The organism is Haloferula luteola (genome assembly GCF_014201715.1).
Classification (GTDB): domain Bacteria; phylum Verrucomicrobiota; class Verrucomicrobiia; order Verrucomicrobiales; family Akkermansiaceae; genus Haloferula; species Haloferula luteola.
Genome location: NZ_JACHFD010000009.1, coordinates 185,364 through 203,909, shown reverse-complemented (window position 1 = coordinate 203,909; position 18,546 = coordinate 185,364). Strand labels below are relative to the sequence as shown.

The following is an 18,546-nucleotide window of genomic DNA, read 5'->3' as shown; positions in this document are numbered from 1 at the left end:
TGATCCCCAGTTTGTCGGCAAGGCTCCGGACACTCCACCTGCCCAGCCCCTTGGGTGGCTTTCGGCAGACGGCATTGACGATCCTGCGCTTGACCCCCGGGGTGATCTCGGCGGGCCTGCCGCTGCGTGCTCTGTCCTTGAGTCCTTCGCATCCGCTTTGTTCGAACCGCCGCCTCCACTCGCCCACCACCTGCGGCTTGATATCGAAGCGCAGCGCGATCTGCCGGTTGGACTCGCCCTCGGCGGCAAGAAGCATCATGCGTGCGCGAAGAGACTCGCTTGCCGGGCACGAACGACTACGGACGATGGCTTCAAGTTCGCCGCGTTGCTTTTTGCTGACTTTCAAGGGCGGTAACGCTTTGGGCATGCTTCGCTAAAGCAGATCGTATGCCTGTTAATTCTCTGACGATGCACTAGCAGGATCCCATTGGAGGCACACTCGACGATCTGATAACTTGCCGAGCTGGCCCAGGGAACTGCAGGCAGCACCTGCGAACTCCAGGTGCCGGTGGGATTTCCATAGAGTCCGCCGGTGAGAGTGTGGATCTGGTATTCCTGCAGCGCGGTGACGCCATCGCGATCGAAGTCACTCCAGGCATCCCGGGCGACATCCGGATTGAGATCGTGAGCAAGTTCCCAGGCATTGGGGATGCCATCGCCATCGGTGTCGTTGCTACTCGGCGATGGAAGAAAATCGCTGGGAAAAGGAGTCCACCCACCGACCCCACCCCATTCCGCGGAGGCGGGGAGAGCAAGGCCAAAGAAAACTGCAACAGAAAGGCACAAAGATCGCCAAAAGCCATGTCGGCATCGGGCAATCATCGGGGGGAGATGATTCCAATATTTCATGAGTATTGGAATGGATCCATAAGCCAATGGAGACTCCATCGTCAAAACCTCAAATTTCCATAAAGTTTTTTCCTTCAGATCTTTGTGAATTTTTCACGTGATATCCATTTGACTCGATTTGGAGAAATGAACCTCACCGAGAACTCAGTCGAATCTCATGAGCTCCAAAGGAAACATAGTCCGAAGGGTGACAGGAAAGGATCAGAATTTGAAGGCCTCGAAGCGCGGCAAGATCAAGCATTCTTTGCAGGCCGGAGATTCGCTCGGGATCGCTATAGGCAAAGGCATCATCCAAGACGACTGGAAGACAGCCGTCATGATCAGCGGCGAGGATCTCCGCGAGGGCCAGACGAACCGCTGCAGCTACTTGCTCGCGAGCGCCTCCACTGAGAGTGGAGAACGAGAAAGAAGGATCGTTGGGCCTTACCAGCTCAAGATTCTCGATGCCTTGATCCGTGAGCACCACCCGGGCTTCGGTTCCAGGACCAAAGAGACACTGCAAGTAGCCGGAAATCCGGTCAGCCAGAGGCCGCACCATAGCGCGATCGATGGCGTCGCGGGATGAGGTGAATAGCTCATGGAGCAGCTCAATGGCTTCAGCTCGACGGGACTCTGCGCGGTGGGCAAGTTCCGCAGCCGCGTGGCGCGCCCGCGCGCTGAGAAGCTCTGCGTTGGGATCATGACTGCCATCGAGAATGAGCCGATCGCGGGAAAGCAGCCGGGTGTTCTCCGCATCCCGCAGGCGGGATTCCTGGGTCGCCAGCGCCCGTCTGAACCGTTCAAGATCGGCGCTGAGCTGCTCGGGTTGGTGGTCGACAAGGGATTTTCGGGTGGCCGCAAGTTGTCCAATAGCACGAGCTTCCAGTTCCGTTGCCGCCACCCGTTGCAGGCGGCGGGAGGCTTCGTCTCCATGAGTCTCCTCGCGAGTGCGCAAGGCGGTTTCAAGATCCCGCAGGGACTGGCGGACGGCGGCGACCTCTTCGCGTTGGCGTGCCGAGGCGGCAGTGGCGGCGTCGCGCTTCTCGACTGCGTGCTCAAGTTGCCGGCGAGTGCGCGATTCGGTCTCGTCGGCCACGCGAAGAGCCTCTCTCTTGGCGGTGACCTCATGGAGCGCGCGATTCCCATCTGAAGGCAGCGACGGCGCTGAGTCCATGGCATCGACACGACGGCGAAGCTCCTCCCTCGCGGCCTCATCGGCGACAGATGCCTGGGCCAAATCAGTCGCAAGACCTGCACCACCGAGAGCCATCCAGCGGGTCTCAAGGCGAGCCATCTCCTGCTCAAGAGATTGCCGTAGGTCCACGACCTCCACGGCATGGTCCAAATCTCGAAGGGTGTGTTTCTCCAAGGCAGAACTGAGGGTTCGACAGGCGGCGAGGTGGCGATCCCGGGTGGAAGCAAGAGTGGTACCCCCTCCGGGTTGAATTCGTAAACGAGTGCGATCGCCCACCTGCAACTCACCCGAGCCCGTAAGAATGCGCAATTCGCCGACCTTCAGGGATTCTCCATCGAGTTGCACAAGCTCCTGAGTGGCAATCAGTTCCACCCCGGCAGCCATGGCTTCCAAGGCGGCGGAACATCGAGCAGCCTCCGACTCCAGCTGGCGAAGGCGCGAAAGTTCACGGGGTGCCAGTTCTGGAAGCTGGGCGAGGCGCGAGCGACGAGTGGCAAGTTGTTCCTGCAAAGCGGCAGCATCCCGGGACCTGGACAGCAATCGCTGGAGAAGTTCCGATCTCTCGATCACCGCGAGGCTTGCCTGGACAAGGTCATGATGTTGACGGGCCGACCGCTGCATCTCCAACGCTTTGAATTGCGCCCTTTCGGCCTCCTGATAGGCCGAAATTGCTGAACTCTCGGCATCGGTGAGAGGTTTCAGCGCAGCTTCAGCGGGAGCGATGGACTCCGCTTTCAGCCTCCGTTCGTCGTCGAGCCGGCGAATGGCCAATTCTTGGGTCTCCAAGTCGACCCGACGAGCCGTGGCAAAGTCCGCCGCTTCTTGCTGGTGAGCTTCATCACGGCGCAGGGTGGCGACCCGTTGAAGTTGCTCTTCGGTGAGTTGGAGGTCGCGCCGCAATTTCGGAAGAGCCGCCTGGACTTCGCAAATTTCGCGGTCGGCGCGCAACTGATCGTCAGCTGCCTGGGCCAAGCGAGCAGCGACTTCGCTCGCTCGAGATAACGCTTCGACCTGCTCGTCACGTCGAATTCGAGCGAGCTCGGGCGGCGACTGGGCACGCCATTTCCCTTTGGCAGTAAAAAGGGTTTCGTAGGCATTCGAGATGCGCTCGACCACGCCCTGATCGACAACCGAAGGAAGGACCACTGAGGCTCCCGAGGGCTGAAGATGTTGGACCAACCGGTCCTTATCACGATGCGTATAGGAGGACGGGTCTTCACCCGAACGACCCTGCCAGACCCACACATGAGACCAAAGATCCGGAAGAGTCCCCGCCGCTCCTCGACCTCCGGCAATTTCGCATTTCAACAACTCCGCCAGCTTGGAATCGGCCTCGTCGTCACGCCATGTCGCGCCACCTTTCTCGCGAAGCCGGGTGGAGCCACGGGGGCCGGCGAAGCGCTTCTCCAGTTCCCAGCATTTGCCTGCAGCTTCGAATTCCAACACCACTTCCGGATCGCCAGGATGGAGAGTGGAAAGCATCTCCCGCTGCAAGTTTCCGCCGGTTTTGGCGCGCAGGAAAAGGGCTCGGTGCGCGGCTTCAACAAGGGTGCTTTTGCCGGATTCATTCGGCCCTCCAATCAAGGTGCGAGACCGATCCAAAGAAATCGAGATTTCACGGTGAACGCGGTAGTTCCGAAGGGTGAGGATGAGGAGGCGCATCGTGTCAGGCGACCGCAAGGAGCGCGGCATGAAGTTCTCGAAGGGCGAGGCGAGCGATGGCGGCATCCTCGTCGTCACCTTCGGCCCGATTTACCAACTGGCGGGCGACGGCAGCCACCAAAGGATCTTCCAGGCGCAACGTGAGTTGATCGATCTCGGCGGCACTCGGGGCCGTGATGACCTGAGAATCCAACTTGAGACGCACCAACCGCGCTTCCCATGACTCGAGCATTTTTTCCAACCGGTCGGACGCGCCCATGCCAAGCATGCCGGTGAGCGAAAGTTGGAGCAGATGATCGTCGACCTGTGTTCCCACAAGAGACTCAAGATCGTGGGTCAAACGTTCGAGATCGTCATCATCGCTGAAATGGAAGGCATGCTTTCGCCATATCAATTTTCCAGTGGGGACTTTCTCCACCTGCGGAGGTTCGCCGCGGGACACGGTGACGTGAAGCACGTGCCCTGGATCGTTGCTCTCGCCCTTGGGAAAGCGATCGATTTCCGGGGTCCCTGAATACCAGGCTTGGGGGAGAACCTGCTGGGTTCCATGCCAATCCCCGAGGGCCACATAGTCCATTTCATCCAGTGGAAGCGATGATAGATCGATCCAATTGGCGGGAGCCGATTCATCTTCATCGGCAGGCAAGCTGCCAAATCCCTGAATGGTTCCATGGGCGAGGACGATGCGGGGCAAATCCGCAGGAAGCTCGGGATCATCAAGGGCGGACCGCACCCAGGCGATGGGATTGCCAGATTCATGGCGACGCAGCAGAGGTGCGGGAAAAAGTATGGCCGAATCGAGCACCTTCGGCTTGGCCTCCAGCAGCACCTGCAGATTCGGCGCGAGCTGCCGTTGTTCTCGGAGGAAAAACTCCTGCTCCCACAAGCTGCCCGGTCCGCCATGGTCGTGATTCCCAGGGATGACAAAAACCGGGACCTTCAAGCCTCCGATGGCACCACAAGCCGCAGAAACCGTCGACTTGGTCACATGCGGTGAATCGAACAAATCGCCGGCGACAACTACGAAATCCGGTGAGGTGCGTTCAACAAGCGAAGCCATCCGACGGATCGCCTCGACCCGCTCTTGGCGGAGACGATGACGTTTGGCTTCATCCGCCACCGAGGCGAAGGGCTTTCCCAGCTGCCAATCTGCAGTATGGAGGAAACAGGTGGTCATGGGCCCGGTTAGCCTAAGCATCCTCAGGAAAAGGGCAAACCGAAGGAGGGCCCATCCATCCGACTCCCATGAGGAGCCCATGGGAAGCGGACCCCAACTATCGCGCTCCCATCAGGCATCAAAACTCGCAGTTCCCGGGGGTTCGCGCGAAGGGGATGACATCGCGAATGTTTTGCATCCCGGTCACGAACATGAGGAGACGCTCGAAACCCATCCCAAACCCGGCGTGAGGAACGCTGCCATATTTGCGAGTGTCAACGTACCAGCCATAGTCCTCCAGCGAAAGGGAGTGCCGCTCCATATTGGCCAAGAGGACCTCAAGGCGTTCTTCTCGTTGGCTGCCGCCGACAATCTCCCCAATGCCCGGCACCAGCAAGTCCATGGCAGTGACAGTGCGCTCGTCATCATTGAGTCGCATGTAGAAAGGTTTGATCTCCTTCGGGTAGTTATAAACGGTGACCGGGCGCTTGAAGTGCTCTTCCGTCAGCCACCGTTCATGTTCACTTTGGAGGTTGAGACCATATTCGACCGGATAGTCGAAGGCCTTTCCTGACTTCTGAAGGATCTCGACGGCCTCAGTGTAGGACAGTCGCTCAAATGGATGGGAAGCGACAAACTCCAGGCGCTGGCGAAGCCCTTTGTCGACAAACTTCTCAAAGATCGCGAGGTCTCCATCCTGCTTTTCAAGGGCTTCGACCACGAGGCACTTCACCATGGCTTCGGCGAGATCCATGTCACCCTGCAGGTCGCAGAAAGCCATTTCCGGCTCGATCATCCAGAACTCCGAGGCGTGGCGAGAAGTATGGGAATTCTCGGCACGAAAGGTCGGGCCGAAAGTATAGATATTGCCAAGGGCACAGGCGAAAGTCTCTCCCTCCAGCTGTCCAGAAACCGTGAGGTGCGCCGCTTTTTCGAAGAAATCGTCTTCAAAGCGCTGCTTGGCTCCGCTGGTGGGATCGAGGGTCGTCACGCGAAACATCTCCCCAGCGCCTTCGCAGTCGCTCGCCGTGATGATGGGCGTGTGAATGTAGTGGAAGTCCCGCTCTTGAAAGAAACGATGGACCGCGTAGCTCATCCGGCTGCGAATGCGAAACATGGCACCGTAGAGATTGGTGCGGGGGCGCAGGTGAGCGATCGAGCGGAGAAACTCGGGCGTGTGGCCCTTTTTCTGGAGGGGAAAATCTTCGGGTGCGGTGCCCAGCAGACGGACCTCGGCGGCCTGCATCTCCCAGGCTTGCCCCCCGCCTTGGGAGGCAACCAGCCGCCCCCGAACCGACACGGAAGCGCCCGTGCTCATTTTCGGCAGTTGCTCCGCCCCGGGGGTCCCCTGATCGATGATCACCTGCAGATTCCCGAGGCAGGATCCGTCGTTGAGTTCAAGGAAAGAGAAGGCTTTCGAATCCCTGCGCGTGCGCACCCACCCGGCTGCGTCGATCAACTCGGCGGGCTCGGTGGCGGCAAGCAGGTGGCGAATCAAGGTGCGCATGGGGGATTCCCTAGCAAGGCCACAGCCCCTCGCAAGAGCCGAGCGCGAAAGGATAGGGATTCGACAGAATCCGGGGGGCAGGAGCCGTATGGAGGCCCGCATGAAAGCCACGCTCCCCATTCTTGGCCTGCTCACCGCCCTCGCCCCGGGCTGGGAACCTCCAAAAGATCCGGTCCTGGTCGATCCCTCGGTCTTCGTGGCCCCTGAGGGTCTGGAAGTCACCGTGTGGGCCCGGAGCCCTCAGCTATTCAATCCCACCAATTTGGACATCGATGCCCAAGGACGGATCTGGGTCGCCGAAGGCGTGAACTATCGCAGCCACGCCAACCGACGTCCAGAAGGGGACCGCATCGTGGTTTTGGAAGATACCAACGGCGACGGTCAGGCCGATGCCTCCCATACCTTCGTGCAAGAAAAGGGCTTGGTCGCCCCCCTTGGGGTCGCAGTTTTCGACAATCGGGTGGTGGTCTCCCAACCGCCCGATCTGATCGTCTATACCGACGTGGATCGCGATGCCATCTTCAACCCGGATGTCGACACCAGAGAGGTGCTTTTGACCGGTTTCAATGCCCGCAATCACGACCACTCTTTACACTCGGTCGTCGGCGGACCCGACGGCAAGTGGTACATCAACAACGGCAATTGCGGGTCAGAGTTCACCGACAAATCCGGGAAAACGTTCCGCATCGCCGGGGATTATTTCCGCGATGGTGGCGGTGATTGGTTCGTCGATAACCCCTCGATTGCCGGCAAACCCAGCGATGATGGCAATGTGTGGGTCGGCGGTTTCACCGCCCGCATGAATCCTGATGGTAGCCAGGTGGAGGTCGTCGGCCACGGTTACCGCAATAGCTTCGAAAACTGCGTCAATTCCTTTGGCGAAGTCTTTCAAACCGACAACGACGATCCTCCTGCCTGCCGCACGTCCTACGTGCTCGAAGGAGGCTGCGCAGGCTACTTCACCCCAGAAGGACATTTCTATGGATCGGTCAAACGGCCAGGTCAGGAGCATTGGCGCAACCATTGGCGCCAGGACGATCCCGGCACATTCGACGCGGGGGACGTGTATGGCGGTGGCTCTCCCACCGGAATCGTCTTCTACGAAAATGGTGCCCTTGGCCCAGGACGCCGTGGCACCTTGTTGGCGGGAGAACCGGCTCGCAACGTCATCTTCGGTTACCAGCCGGAGCCCAAGGGAGCCACCTACCAGCTCGATCGCACCGATTGGCTGACCAGCAATACGACGGGAGTTTTCGATGGCGCCGACTTCACCGGTGGAGCCCGTGAGGTGACCCAAGTCGAACACGCCGATGCGCGCTTGTTCCGCCCGTCCGACGTGGCGGTCGGCCCCGATGGGGCCATTTACGTCACCGATTGGTTTGATCCGCGTGTCGGCGGCCACGGCGACATGGACGAATCCTGCTCTGGAGCGATCTACCGCATCGCCCCCAAGAACTTCCAACCGAAGGTCCCAAAGATCGATCTGACCACGCTCGAAGGCGCCATCGCCGCGCTGCGCAGCCCCGCCGTCAATGTCCGCTGGACGGGCTTCGCAGCGCTCCAATCGCGCGGAACCTCCGCCCTCCCCGCCGTGCTGTCCTTGCTTGAAGATCCGAATCCGTGGATTGCCGCACGCGGCATCTGGCTTCTCCCCTATCTGGGCGAGGATGGGATCGCGAAATGCCGCGCCCTCCTGACGTCGGACCAAGTCCGCGAGCGCCTCGTCGCGTTTCGCGCCCTGGACCGCGCCGGCCTCGACATTCTGGAAGCGGCCCGCGGTTTGGCCAGCGACCCATCTCCTGCGGTGCGACGAGACGTCGCCCTCGCCATGCGCGATGTTCCGGCCACCACCAGTGCGCCGATCCTCCTCGACGTTGCGAAAGGTTGGGATGGACTGGACAAGAACTATCTTGAATCCATCGGCTTAGGCGCCACCCACCAGGAAAACCTCATCTGGCCGGTCCTTCGCGATGCCCTCTCGCCCGGGTCCCCTTTGCAATGGACCGATGCCTTTGCTCGACTGACGTGGCGGCTGTGGCCGGAACCGGCGATTGCCGACCTCAAAATCCGGGCTCTTAGCTCCGAACTCACCCAAGAGCAGCGGGAGTTTGCCACCGAAAGCCTCTCCTTCATCCAAGCTCCAGCCGCGGCCGATGCCATGTTTGATTTGGCAAAGGACGACTCGCCCGTCAAAGCCGCGGCCGTTTCGTGGCTCTTCATGCGCGGCACCGGTGCGTGGGACTCGTTCCACCTTCGCGGCCGGCTCAAGGAAACTGGCATCTACGATCCAGATGCGATTGTCCTGAGCGAGAGCATCGTCCCCGGCAAACCCGCCACCACGAAATTCTCTGAAGAAGAGGTCCTCAAGCTCCACGGCGATTCTTCGCGCGGACAAGCTCAGGCGATGCGCTGCACGATGTGCCACCACATCAATGGTGTCGGCCCCCACTATGGCCCAGACCTGCGAGGCTGGGTCGGCCGCCAAGGAGTGGAAACCGCGGTGCATGCCATCGTCGACCCCTCCGCCGACATCGCCCACGGCTTCGACGGAACCGCCATTGAGCTCAAAGACGGCCGCTGGATCGATGGCCGCATTCAATCGGACGGCGACCCAATCGTCTCCACCTCCACGGGCGGCGTCACCCAACTGATTCCACGCGACCGCGTCGCCAGCCGCCACTCCATGGAGCGATCTCTCATGCTCAACGCCGACCAACTCGGACTGACAGCTCAAGATGTGGCCGACATCGTAGCCTGGCTGGGGACCTACCAGTAACGCCTCGCCATGCTCAGTGCAACGCCCCCAAATATTCCTGCGGTGCACCGGGGTTCCCGATCAGGCGGGCTCGATCTTCCCAGCCTTCCTGATCCCCCAGAATTCGGTGCCACATGCGCTCGAGCATGAGCTTTGAGTGGCGCTCCTGAGGTTCGGTTTTTTTCATCGGATCACCCTTGGTCTCCTTTCTCACGTCCCAGCCCGGATCGGGCCGAAGTTGAAGACCGCGGGAATCCCATGTCCGGGATTCGCCCTGCCTTGCATCAATCAGCCACACCCCGGATGGACGATCCCGCGCCACACACCAATCTTGGGTGACCGCTCGGAAAGTTCGCACTTCCGGTCGTTTCGACCACGCCTCCAAGGCCGCTTCCCGGCGGGGGAAAATCGTCCAGAGCATCGGCCGCTCGCCATCCAACAACGACCGGTAGCTGACCCACAGTTCGTCGTCATGCTGGATCACCACCCTCCACAAGAGAATGGAATACGGCGCAGGCACCTCGATCTTCCTCTGCAACGCCACCCCACGCTTTCCCAAATCGGCGAGCGCCGCTTGGGAAACCGAAGACTTGGCCCAGAAACTCAACCCCAAATAGCTCGCGCTGATTCCCAAACAGATGAGCGCAAAACGGCGTCCCTCAGCCTTCTTCCACAGCTTCGGCTCCACGAACCACCATCGGCCTGCCGCCACCAGTAGCGGCAAGCTAAACCAGGGGTCCACCGCCGGCAGATTGGCAAACGACCAAGGATGACGCACCACCGGCCACAAAAACTGCGTGCCTTCCACCGTAAAGCTGTCCAGCAGCACACTCCCTGAGGCGCCGAGAAACACCCACCACCCCGCCCGTGCCGGAGAGATCTTTTTCTTTTTCCAGCGTTTCCCCAATGGCTTCGCCAACGCCCAGGCAATCGCTCCCAAAACCACCACCGAATGAAACACCGCACGCTGGATCCGCAGATCCCACACGGTGTCCAAAAATGGCAGCAAGACGGCATCGAGCGAGGGAATCCAGGCCCACAATATCCCCCAACCCAACGCAGGACGACCGAGCTGCCGACCCGCTATCAATGCTCCCATTGTGGCCCCTAGGGCCGCCTGCGTGATGACATCCACGGCTGCGAATCTCCGCGTCACGCCCTCCACGCCAAGCCGAAAACTCCGCGTCCCACCGGGAACTTGGCACTTCTCACTGCCTCACCCCCCACTTTAGCCTGCAGCCATGCGCACCGCAGTCTATGCCGGTTCCTTTGATCCCCCCACCAACGGCCACCTGTGGATGATCGAACGCGGCCTTGAGCTTTTCGATCGCCTGATCGTTGCCATCGGAGACAATCCGTCGAAATCCTACACCTTCTCCATCGACGAGCGTCTGGCCCTCCTTGACGCCTCCATACCAAGCTGCGAGCGGCTCACCATTGCCCATTTCCACAACCGCTACCTCGTCGACTACGCCCGGGAAATGGATGCTCACTTCATCCTCCGCGGCATCCGCTCTCCCGACGACTACGAATACGAGCGCGTCATGCGCCACATCAATTCCGATCTGGCCCCGGGCATCACCACCACGTTCCTGATGCCCCCCCGCGACATCGCCGAGGTGTCCTCCAGCATGATCAAAGGGCTCATCGGCCCCGAAGGCTGGCAGGAAACGGTTCGGCGCTACGTCCCTGCCGCCGTCTTTGCCGCCCTCGAGGACCAGCTTTCCGGCTGATTTCCCCCTCAGACATCCTTCCCCATCCCGCCATCACGGGCGCGATTCGGGGGTTTTGTGACGCGGTCGTCACACAAACCACGGGGTTTTTGCTGGTTTGCCCCCCTTCTTTGTGACGGTTTCGTCGCACCCATGACCCTTCTTGGCTCCCTTTCCGTCACCTCTACGGTCCTCGGCTTGCTGCAAGTCCTCGGCGCCCTTGGCGTCTTTCTGTATGGCATGAAAGTCATGTCGGAGGCCGTTCAACGGGTCGCCGGCAAGAAAATGCGTCAGGCTCTCGCCGGCATCACGGGCAACCGCTTCAGCGGTCTTTTGACCGGCTTCATGACGACCTCCCTCGTTCAGTCGTCCTCGGCCACCACCGTGCTTGTCGTCTCATTCGTCAATGCCGGCCTGCTCACCCTCATGCAGTCGATCGGCGTCATCATGGGGGCCAATCTCGGCACCACCATCACCGCTTGGATCGTCGCCTTAGTCGGAAAATTCAGCGTTTCCACCATTGCCCTCCCTCTCATCGGCATCGGCCTGCCCTTCGTTTTCATCGGCAAGGACAAGGGCAAAAGCTGGGGAGAGCTGTTCCTCGGCTTTGGCCTCGTCTTCTTTGGCCTCGGTCTCCTCAAGGACTCCGTCCCCGACCTCAAGTCGATGATGAAGGAGGATCCCGCCACCGCTGAAACGATCCGCCAGATCGTCACCTGGATGGGAGGTCGTGGCTTCGTCTCGACGGTTCTCTACCTCCTCGGCGGCATCGTCCTCACACTGATGGTTCAGTCGTCCTCCGCCGCCATGGCCATCACCATCACCTGTGCCATGAATGGCTGGCTCGGCGACCTTCACAATCCGATCGAGGTGTTCCGCAACTCTGCCGCCATCGTCCTCGGCGAAAACATCGGCACCACCGTCACCGCCTGGCTGGCAGCCCTCGGCGCCAATGTTCACGCCAAACGCGCCGCACGAGCTCACTTCACCTTCAACGTCATCGGCGTGGTGTGGATGCTCGTCGCCTTTGTGCCGTTCTCCGCCCTCGTCTGGAACCTCGCCGAGCATCTTCCCGAAAGCATGCGCTCTGCTTCCGATGGATTTCAGACCTCCGAAATCGCGTTCGCCACAGCGATTTTTCACACCTCGTTCAACTTCGTAAATATCTGTCTGCTCATCGGCTTCGTTCCTCACATCGCCCGCTTAGTGGAGTGGTGGGTGCGCGATCATGCGCCCATCAACGACTCACCACGCCTGCAGTACATTTCCCAGGGACTCGTCGACCTCGGAGAGCTCAACATTGCCGAAGCGGAGAACGCGACGCGCCAGATGAACGTCCTCACCTCCCAGATGTTCGACGGTTTCGTCCATCTTCTGAATCAACCGCAGACCGACCTCTCCGCCGAAGTCGCCGCCCTCAAGAAGATGGAAGACGACTGCGACGAGATGCTGCGCGACATCACCTCCTACCTCATCCAGTGCTCGTCCCACGAAATCGGGCCCAGCAATGCCGGCGAAATCACCTCCATGCTGCGAGTCGTCTCCGAATACGAAGAGGCCACCGACCGAATCTACCGGCTCGTCAAAATCGTCCAACGCAAATACGAGAAAGGCCGCCATTTCACCGAGGAACAGCACCGCGAACTCACCGCTCTTTGTTCCCAGGTCCGCGCCATCCTTGATCTCTGCGCGAACGCCCTGTCCGGAGTGACCGGCGAAATGCTCGAAAATGCCAACCGCATCGAGGACCGCATCGACCGCCTCCGCAAACAGCACAACAAGGGCGCGGTCCGCCGCATGCAGGCCGGGGCCGAAGTCCCCACCGAAATGCTCTACACCGAGACCAACAACCATCTCGAAGCGATCGGCAACCACGCCCTGAATATCATCGAAAGCTCCCAACGCAGCGAACAAGCCCTCGCCGCTCGGGCCGACGATTGATCTGCCGCCTCGCCCTCAGGCACGCAACTTCGGCATTGATCCCCAAGGGGGGAATGGTGGCTACTGGTGAAAACCCATGACTACCCTTCTCATCGCACTGGGCTCGCTGGTGCTTTATTGGATCGCCTACCACACCTATGGCCGTTGGTTGGCGCGCCGGGTCTTTCGCCTGGATCCGGATCGCACCCCGCCCTCAATCGAGTTCGAAGATGGTGAGGACTACGTGCCGACGGCCAAAGGGGTGGTGTTCGGCCACCACTTCACTTCGATCGCCGGCACCGGTCCGATCGTCGGTCCTGCCCTAGCGGTGATCTACGGATGGCTGCCCGCGCTGCTCTGGGTACTGTTCGGCTCGATCCTGATTGGGGCGGTGCACGACTTCGGTTCGTTAGTGGTGTCGATGCGCAGTCGCGGCCAAACGGTCGGCGACATCGCAGGCCGGGTTCTCAGTCCGCGGGCACGGATTCTGTTTCTTTCCATCCTGTTCCTCGCATTGACCATCGTCCTGGCCATCTTCGGGTTGGTGATTGCGGCGGTATTCCGGATGTTCCCGGCTTCGATCTTCCCGTGCCTGATTCAGGTTCCCATTGCCGTCGCGATCGGCATGGCGCTGCATCGCCAAGGGCGCTCGATCACTCTGCCTTCGATCGCCGCGCTGGCGATGATGTACCTTACCGTGGCCTGGGGCGACGTGGGAGTTCTGCATGCCTTCAACTCGGCGCTGGCCGGAATGCCGGTGATCGTGTGGGTGGCCGTTCTCCTCATCTATTCCTACGTCGCCTCGGTGCTGCCGGTGTGGCTACTGTTGCAGCCTCGCGACTACATCAATTCGCTTCAGCTGCTCTCCTCCCTGGGCTTGGTGGTGGGCGGCCTGGTCGTCGCCGCGCTGTTCGGGTTTGGGCCAGAAAAACAAGCCCTCGAGATCGTTGCCGAGCCCATCCGGCGAGGGGCAGACGCCCCGGCTGGCGCACCGCCGATGTTCCCGTTCCTTTTCATCACGATTGCCTGCGGCGCCATCTCGGGATTCCATTGCCTCGTTTCCTCCGGCACCTCGTCGAAACAACTGCGTAGTGAGGCCGATGCCCAAATGGTCGGATTCGGATCAATGCTCACCGAGGGGTTTCTCGCCGTGCTCGTGATTCTGGCCTGCGTCGCTGGCCTCGGGCTGGGTGCCCCAAAAATCGTCGACGGCATCGCCACCGACACCCTGTTGACGGGTGCCGATGCCTACCACAATCGCTATGCGTCCTGGAAGGCCTCCGGCGGCCTACCGGCCACTGTGGGGGCTTTTGTCGACGGCTCTGGAAATTTCCTTCAGGCCCTCCACCTTCCCGCGACTTTCGCCACCGCGCTGATGGGCGTGTTTGTGGCGTCATTCGCCGCCACCACCCTCGACTCCGCGTGCCGGCTTCAACGCTATGTCACCCAGGAGCTCGCCAACGCAGTGGGTTGGAAGTTTCTCACCGGAAAACATGCCGCCTCCTTGCTCGCCATCGGGCTCGCGGGCCTCATCGCCGCCGCTCCCGCTCCCGGTGCTCCCTGGGCTTTCGATCAGCTCGGCAAAGGTGGCTTGATGCTCTGGCCACTCTTCGGGGCGACCAACCAACTGCTGGGCGGCATCGCCTTTTTAGTCGTCCTGTTCTGGATGGCGCGCCGAAAGATGCCGCTGGTCTGGGTCGCCGTGCCGGGACTTTTCATGCTCATCCTTCCGGCATCCGCCTTGATCCTTCAGTTGATCTCCGGACCCGAAGCCTGGCTCACGGGTGACTCCCCCAACTATCTCCTCTCCGCCTTTGCTGTGGCCACCTTGGCCCTTGAGATTTGGATCCTCATCGAAGCCTACCGTGCTTGGCCCCAATGGCGCCAAACTCTCGACGTCGACTCCTCTTCGCTCAACCCGACTCCGCCACATCGTCCGTGATCCGATCGGCCTCAATCGCAATCCGGCTGTAGATGGCGTGCACGTCCCTTCGCGTCAGACCGAGGTCCTGCTCCGCATCCTCGAGCGTTGCCAGCAAGTGCTTCACAAACTTCCGCAGGTGCTCCTTGCGGATTCCCTTTCCCGCATGAACCTGGCGAAGCGAGTGCCCAGAATAAAATAACGGACCTCCCAGTGCTTCGCTGAAGAACTCCTTCTGCATCATCCGCAGCCTCTCCATGGGCGCATGCGCAAAAAAAGGCGCCAACTTCGGATCCGCCAATACCCGGGCGTAGAACCGGTCCACCAAAAGCTCGATCCCCTTCTCTCCTCCGATGGCCTGAAACAAATGATCGGGTTTTTCAGTCATGTACCGATTCTTCACCTTTTACCAAAGAAGCGGCTAAGCATCGTTTGCGATTGATCACGCGGCAATTCCCGCAATTTCCGATTGGTCCCCCTCCCTTCCCGCTCCTAGCTTGCCGCCATGCAGCCGACCGTCCCCGTCGAACACTCCGATCCGATCAATGCGAAAATCCTCGCCATCTCTGAGGACCTCGTCTCGGGATTCCATGAGCACCCATTCCATGTGATCGCCGAAGAAAGCGGGGTCGACCTGCCGACCGTGCTGGAACGGATCCGCGCCATGCTGGAAGCCGGCGTCATCCGCCGCGTCCGCCAAACTCTGCTTTCCACCAAGCTCGCCCATGGCGCTCTGGTCGCCTGGCGCGTCCCTGAGGAGAAACTCAATGACGCCTTCGATTTCATGTCGAAGCAAGACCCCTTCTCCGGACACGTCGTGATTCGCTCCACGGACACCGAGGTCTCCGGATCCGGATACCGTCTGTGGACCACCCTCAAAGTCCCCGTCGGCGAGTCCCTCGACGAGCATGCCACCGTTCTCAGCCGTCTTGTCGGTGCTGAGGAATATCTTCTGATGCCCGCCAACGGAGTTTTTGCCTTGGGCGTCGGCCATGTGCGACGCCGCTCGATGGAACCCGGAGAAAAGGCCGAGGAACCCGCCGTCATGATGACCACGGCCACCGTCGATCTCACTCAAGAAGAATGGGACGTCCTGCTCGTTCTCAAAGAAGAACTCGCCGCCGAAGAAATCGTCGCTCAACCCTGGCTTGGACGCGCCGCCCAACTCGGAATGCCAGCCGAAACCTTCTACAAAATTGCCCGCGGCCTGAATGAAAAGAAAGTCATCGGCCGCTTCTCCACCTTCCTCGAACACGTCAAACCCTCCGCAGCTGGCGAACGCGTCACCCGCTTCAATGGCCTGTTCCACTGGGCCGTGCCGAAAGGACGCGAAATCGAGGCCGGCGGCGAAGTAGGACGCCACTACTGCATGACCCATTGCTATTGGCGCGAGGGCGGCCCTCAGTTTGGCGACGTCAACATCATGGGAGTCGTGCACGGCACCGAAAAAGATCGCGTGCTCGCCCACAAGGCCGCCATCGATGCTCACCTCGACTCTGTCGGCATCCCAGTTTCCTACACCAACGTCTTCTGGGGAGGCCGCTCAGAAATCAAACCGTCCGAGATTTCGCCGAAAGTCTACCACGAGTGGCACGCCCAGCATCGTGCCTGACCTCGCATTCAGCTCACCCGCACCGATTCCCCTCCACAGCCCTGCCCATCGGGCAGGGCTGGGTGTTCGGCACTTCCACCGAACGCACTCCCAACCCACTCAAAATCAACACCCATTGAGATAACTCAAAGAGATAGGGAAACGATTCCGAACGAAATCCAATTTTCCCCTGCCTCATCTTTGAGAATCCCACGCCGCTGCGAGGATTCGGCCGATTCGCCCGAGAAAGGTTCACTTCCGGGACATGCGACAATTTCGTCACTCTGTGCTGGTTTGAAGGGTGACGATCGCGCTCTAATCGGACCCCAGCATGCAACGCATTTTGATCGTCGAGGACGAACGCGACATTGCCGATCTCATCGGCTTCAACCTGGAGCGGGCTGGCTACTCGATCCTCAAGGCCCACGACGGGATCCATGGTGCGTCGCTCGCCATCCACGAGCAACCCGACCTCGTCATTCTGGACCTCATGCTTCCCGGAAAAGACGGCTACGCTGTTTTCAAGGAACTCCGCCGCGATGCTCGCACCCGCGACACCCCGGTCATCATGCTCACCGCTCGCGCCCAAACCGAGGACCGCATCCAAGGCCTCGAAGCCGGCGCCGATGACTACCTCACCAAACCCTTTTCTCCCAAAGAGCTTCTCCTCCGAGTACAGGCGATTCTCAAACGCTCCAATGCCGCTCCGGGCGCCGTCACCGTCGAACACGGTCCCTTCCGGTTCAACAAGAACGACCTCAAGTTCTATCTCGACGGAGATCCAGTCGACCTCACCTCCACGGAATTCAAGCTGCTGCTCTTCATGACCGAGCGGCCCGGTACCCCGCAGGACCGCAACGACCTCCTGCGTTCTGTCTGGGGCTATAGCGACGACGTCCACAGTCGCACCCTGGACACCCACATGAAACGTCTGCGCCAGAAGTTGGGCCCCCACGCGGAGATGATTGAAACTGTCAGAGGCGTCGGATACCGTGTTGTCTCGCACTGAACATGTCCGATTTCGTGGTCACGACGGCAATCACCGCGGCCGTGGCCGCCGGTTCTGCCTGCCTCTTCCTCCTGCTGCGCCTCAAACACGCCCAGCGAGAAGCGGGTCGTGCCTTGGACGACTGCCGCTCTCGCAGCCGACAGGATTTGGAACATGCCCACCTCGAACGGGACAAGATCCTCGATGCGCTCTCCGACGCCTTCCTTCTCGTCGATTCCGGTGGCACCGTGCGCATCGCCAATGCTGCCGCCCGTCGCTTCTTCAACGGCAGGGTGCTGGTCCATCGACCCGTCAGCGAGGTGATGCTCGACCGGCGGCTCATCGAAGCCGTGCGGGATTGCCTCATCAACGCCAAGCCGGTCACCGAGCGGATCTCGCTCTACTACGAGCGCACTTCCGATTCCCCCAGCCACGCTCCACGCGGTCAGGTGGTCTGGCATATCGACGCGGCGCCCATCGTCGGGATCCCCGAACAGGAACATTTCACCCGCATCGTGATTCGTGACGTGAGTGCGGAACATCAAACTGACCAGATTCGGAAAGACTTCGTGGCGAATGCGTCTCACGAATTGAGGACACCTCTTGCCATCATCAATGGCTATCTGGAAAACCTGATCGATGACGACCTCGTCGATGACCCTGCCATCACCCGGCGATTTCTCTCGATCATGCGCAAGCACACCGAGCGCATTGCCCGGATCGTCGAGGACATGCTCGTCATTTCCCGACTCGAAAGTGGGGAAGCCGCCGCCCTCAAGGTGGAACCGTTCCGACTCCGCTCCTGCATCCAGGACGTACTTGAACGCCTAGAATCCGTCATCCGCCAGCAGAAAGCAGAAATCCACGTCGAGATGGACGATGAAACTCTGACCATCATCGGCGATCGCTTCTACTGGACTCAGGTCCTTTTCAACCTCATCGAAAACGCCCTCAAACAAAACCCTCGGCCCGGACTCCACGTCCGCGTCGGAGCTCGCCGCGAGCCCACCGGTTTGCTTCTATGGGTCGCAGACGACGGAGTCGGGATCCCAGCTCAGGACCTCCAGCACATCTTCCGGCGCTTCTACCGCGTCGAAAAACACCACTCCCAACAGGAAATCAAAGGCACTGGCTTGGGCCTTTCCATCGTCAAACGCGCGATCGAAGCCCATGGCGGAATGATCGACGTCGCCTCCACCCCTGGAGTGGATACCCGCTTTACCATTCGGATCCCTGCCGAAGAAGAACTCCGCCTCGAAGGAATGCAGGCCGCGGAAATTCAGGAACCCTAGACCAGCTCGACCGCTTTCT

At 60.3% G+C, this 18,546-nt stretch carries 14 protein-coding genes; 7 read left to right on the top strand and 7 right to left on the bottom strand.

Annotated elements, in window-relative coordinates; translation table 11 throughout:
• The 5 genes from HNR46_RS10735 to asnS all read right to left on the bottom strand — a co-directional run.
• Positions 1-346 (bottom strand): helix-turn-helix domain-containing protein (locus HNR46_RS10735; RefSeq protein ID WP_184018624.1); only part of this gene is annotated, 346 nt, incomplete at its 3' end.
• Entirely contained in the window at positions 343-849 is a 507-nt protein-coding gene (locus tag HNR46_RS10730; RefSeq protein WP_184018623.1) for a thrombospondin type 3 repeat-containing protein, read from the bottom strand. The genes HNR46_RS10735 and HNR46_RS10730, both read right to left, overlap by 4 nt.
• A gap of 133 nt (positions 850-982) precedes the next feature.
• Positions 983-3,715 carry an AAA family ATPase gene (locus HNR46_RS10725; protein ID WP_221285119.1) on the bottom strand — a complete coding sequence of 911 codons (2,733 nt, stop codon included), beginning with the start codon at positions 3,713-3,715 and terminating at the stop codon, positions 983-985.
• Complete coding sequence (locus HNR46_RS10720; RefSeq protein WP_184018621.1) at positions 3,690-4,862, bottom strand: metallophosphoesterase family protein; 1,173 nt, start codon at positions 4,860-4,862, stop codon at positions 3,690-3,692. The genes HNR46_RS10725 and HNR46_RS10720 overlap by 26 nt, the downstream gene beginning before the upstream one ends.
• Before the next feature lie 118 nt (positions 4,863-4,980).
• Entirely contained in the window at positions 4,981-6,348 is a 1,368-nt protein-coding gene (asnS, locus tag HNR46_RS10715) for an asparagine--tRNA ligase (RefSeq protein WP_184018620.1), read from the bottom strand.
• Between the two features lie 100 nt (positions 6,349-6,448).
• Here asnS and HNR46_RS10710 point away from each other — a divergent pair, with 100 nt between their 5' ends.
• Entirely contained in the window at positions 6,449-9,124 is a 2,676-nt protein-coding gene (locus tag HNR46_RS10710) for a PVC-type heme-binding CxxCH protein (RefSeq protein ID WP_184018618.1), read from the top strand.
• Between the two features lie 13 nt (positions 9,125-9,137).
• On the opposite strand, the gene HNR46_RS10705 is transcribed toward HNR46_RS10710, so the two are convergent.
• Positions 9,138-10,238: a metal-dependent hydrolase gene (locus HNR46_RS10705; protein ID WP_343076033.1), complete on the bottom strand. Its 1,101-nt coding sequence runs from the start codon at positions 10,236-10,238 to the stop codon at positions 9,138-9,140.
• 106 nt (positions 10,239-10,344) lie between these two features.
• Between HNR46_RS10705 and coaD the strand changes: the two genes are divergently transcribed.
• The 3 genes from coaD to HNR46_RS10690 all read left to right on the top strand — a co-directional run bounded on the left by coaD (position 10,345) and on the right by HNR46_RS10690 (position 14,677).
• Positions 10,345-10,836, top strand: coding sequence for a pantetheine-phosphate adenylyltransferase (gene coaD / locus HNR46_RS10700; protein WP_184018614.1), 492 nt, complete (start codon positions 10,345-10,347; stop codon positions 10,834-10,836).
• Between the two features lie 132 nt (positions 10,837-10,968).
• The gene (locus HNR46_RS10695) at positions 10,969-12,756 is read left to right on the top strand and encodes a Na/Pi cotransporter family protein (protein WP_184018612.1); all 1,788 of its coding nucleotides are present in this window, start codon (positions 10,969-10,971) and stop codon (positions 12,754-12,756) included.
• A 76-nt stretch (positions 12,757-12,832) separates the two neighbouring features.
• Positions 12,833-14,677 (top strand): carbon starvation CstA family protein, encoded by a 1,845-nt coding sequence (locus HNR46_RS10690; RefSeq protein WP_184018610.1) that lies wholly within the window; start codon positions 12,833-12,835, stop codon positions 14,675-14,677.
• Here the strand turns inward: HNR46_RS10690 and HNR46_RS10685 are convergent.
• Positions 14,649-15,044 (bottom strand): group I truncated hemoglobin, encoded by a 396-nt coding sequence (locus tag HNR46_RS10685; protein ID WP_184018609.1) that lies wholly within the window; start codon positions 15,042-15,044, stop codon positions 14,649-14,651. The two genes, HNR46_RS10690 and HNR46_RS10685, sit on opposite strands and share 29 nt — an antisense overlap.
• 117 nt (positions 15,045-15,161) lie before the next feature.
• Here HNR46_RS10685 and HNR46_RS10680 point away from each other — a divergent pair, with 117 nt between their 5' ends.
• From HNR46_RS10680 to HNR46_RS10670, 3 genes are all read left to right on the top strand, one after another.
• Positions 15,162-16,268, top strand: coding sequence for an Lrp/AsnC family transcriptional regulator (locus tag HNR46_RS10680; RefSeq protein ID WP_184018607.1), 1,107 nt, complete (start codon positions 15,162-15,164; stop codon positions 16,266-16,268).
• Between the two features lie 310 nt (positions 16,269-16,578).
• Positions 16,579-17,256 (top strand): response regulator transcription factor, encoded by a 678-nt coding sequence (locus HNR46_RS10675; RefSeq protein ID WP_184018605.1) that lies wholly within the window; start codon positions 16,579-16,581, stop codon positions 17,254-17,256.
• 2 nt (positions 17,257-17,258) lie between these two features.
• Entirely contained in the window at positions 17,259-18,527 is a 1,269-nt protein-coding gene (locus tag HNR46_RS10670) for a sensor histidine kinase (protein ID WP_184018603.1), read from the top strand.
• Positions 18,528-18,546: the final 19 nt, after the last annotated feature.

Bases quoted from the DNA above. Each gene is read 5' to 3' on its own strand.
- HNR46_RS10675 (WP_184018605.1), top strand. From the start codon at position 16,579: ATGCAACGCATTTTGATCGTCGAGGACGAACGCGACATTGCCGATCTC.
- HNR46_RS10725 (WP_221285119.1), bottom strand. From the start codon at position 3,715: ATGCCGCGCTCCTTGCGGTCGCCTGACACGATGCGCCTCCTCATCCTC.
- coaD (WP_184018614.1), top strand. From the start codon at position 10,345: ATGCGCACCGCAGTCTATGCCGGTTCCTTTGATCCCCCCACCAACGGC.
- HNR46_RS10695 (WP_184018612.1), top strand. From the start codon at position 10,969: ATGACCCTTCTTGGCTCCCTTTCCGTCACCTCTACGGTCCTCGGCTTG.
- HNR46_RS10680 (WP_184018607.1), top strand. From the start codon at position 15,162: ATGCAGCCGACCGTCCCCGTCGAACACTCCGATCCGATCAATGCGAAA.
- asnS (WP_184018620.1), bottom strand. From the start codon at position 6,348: ATGCGCACCTTGATTCGCCACCTGCTTGCCGCCACCGAGCCCGCCGAG.
- HNR46_RS10685 (WP_184018609.1), bottom strand. From the start codon at position 15,044: ATGACTGAAAAACCCGATCATTTGTTTCAGGCCATCGGAGGAGAGAAG.
- HNR46_RS10690 (WP_184018610.1), top strand. From the start codon at position 12,833: ATGACTACCCTTCTCATCGCACTGGGCTCGCTGGTGCTTTATTGGATC.
- HNR46_RS10720 (WP_184018621.1), bottom strand. From the start codon at position 4,862: ATGACCACCTGTTTCCTCCATACTGCAGATTGGCAGCTGGGAAAGCCC.
- HNR46_RS10730 (WP_184018623.1), bottom strand. From the start codon at position 849: ATGAAATATTGGAATCATCTCCCCCCGATGATTGCCCGATGCCGACAT.
- HNR46_RS10670 (WP_184018603.1), top strand. From the start codon at position 17,259: ATGTCCGATTTCGTGGTCACGACGGCAATCACCGCGGCCGTGGCCGCC.
- HNR46_RS10710 (WP_184018618.1), top strand. From the start codon at position 6,449: ATGAAAGCCACGCTCCCCATTCTTGGCCTGCTCACCGCCCTCGCCCCG.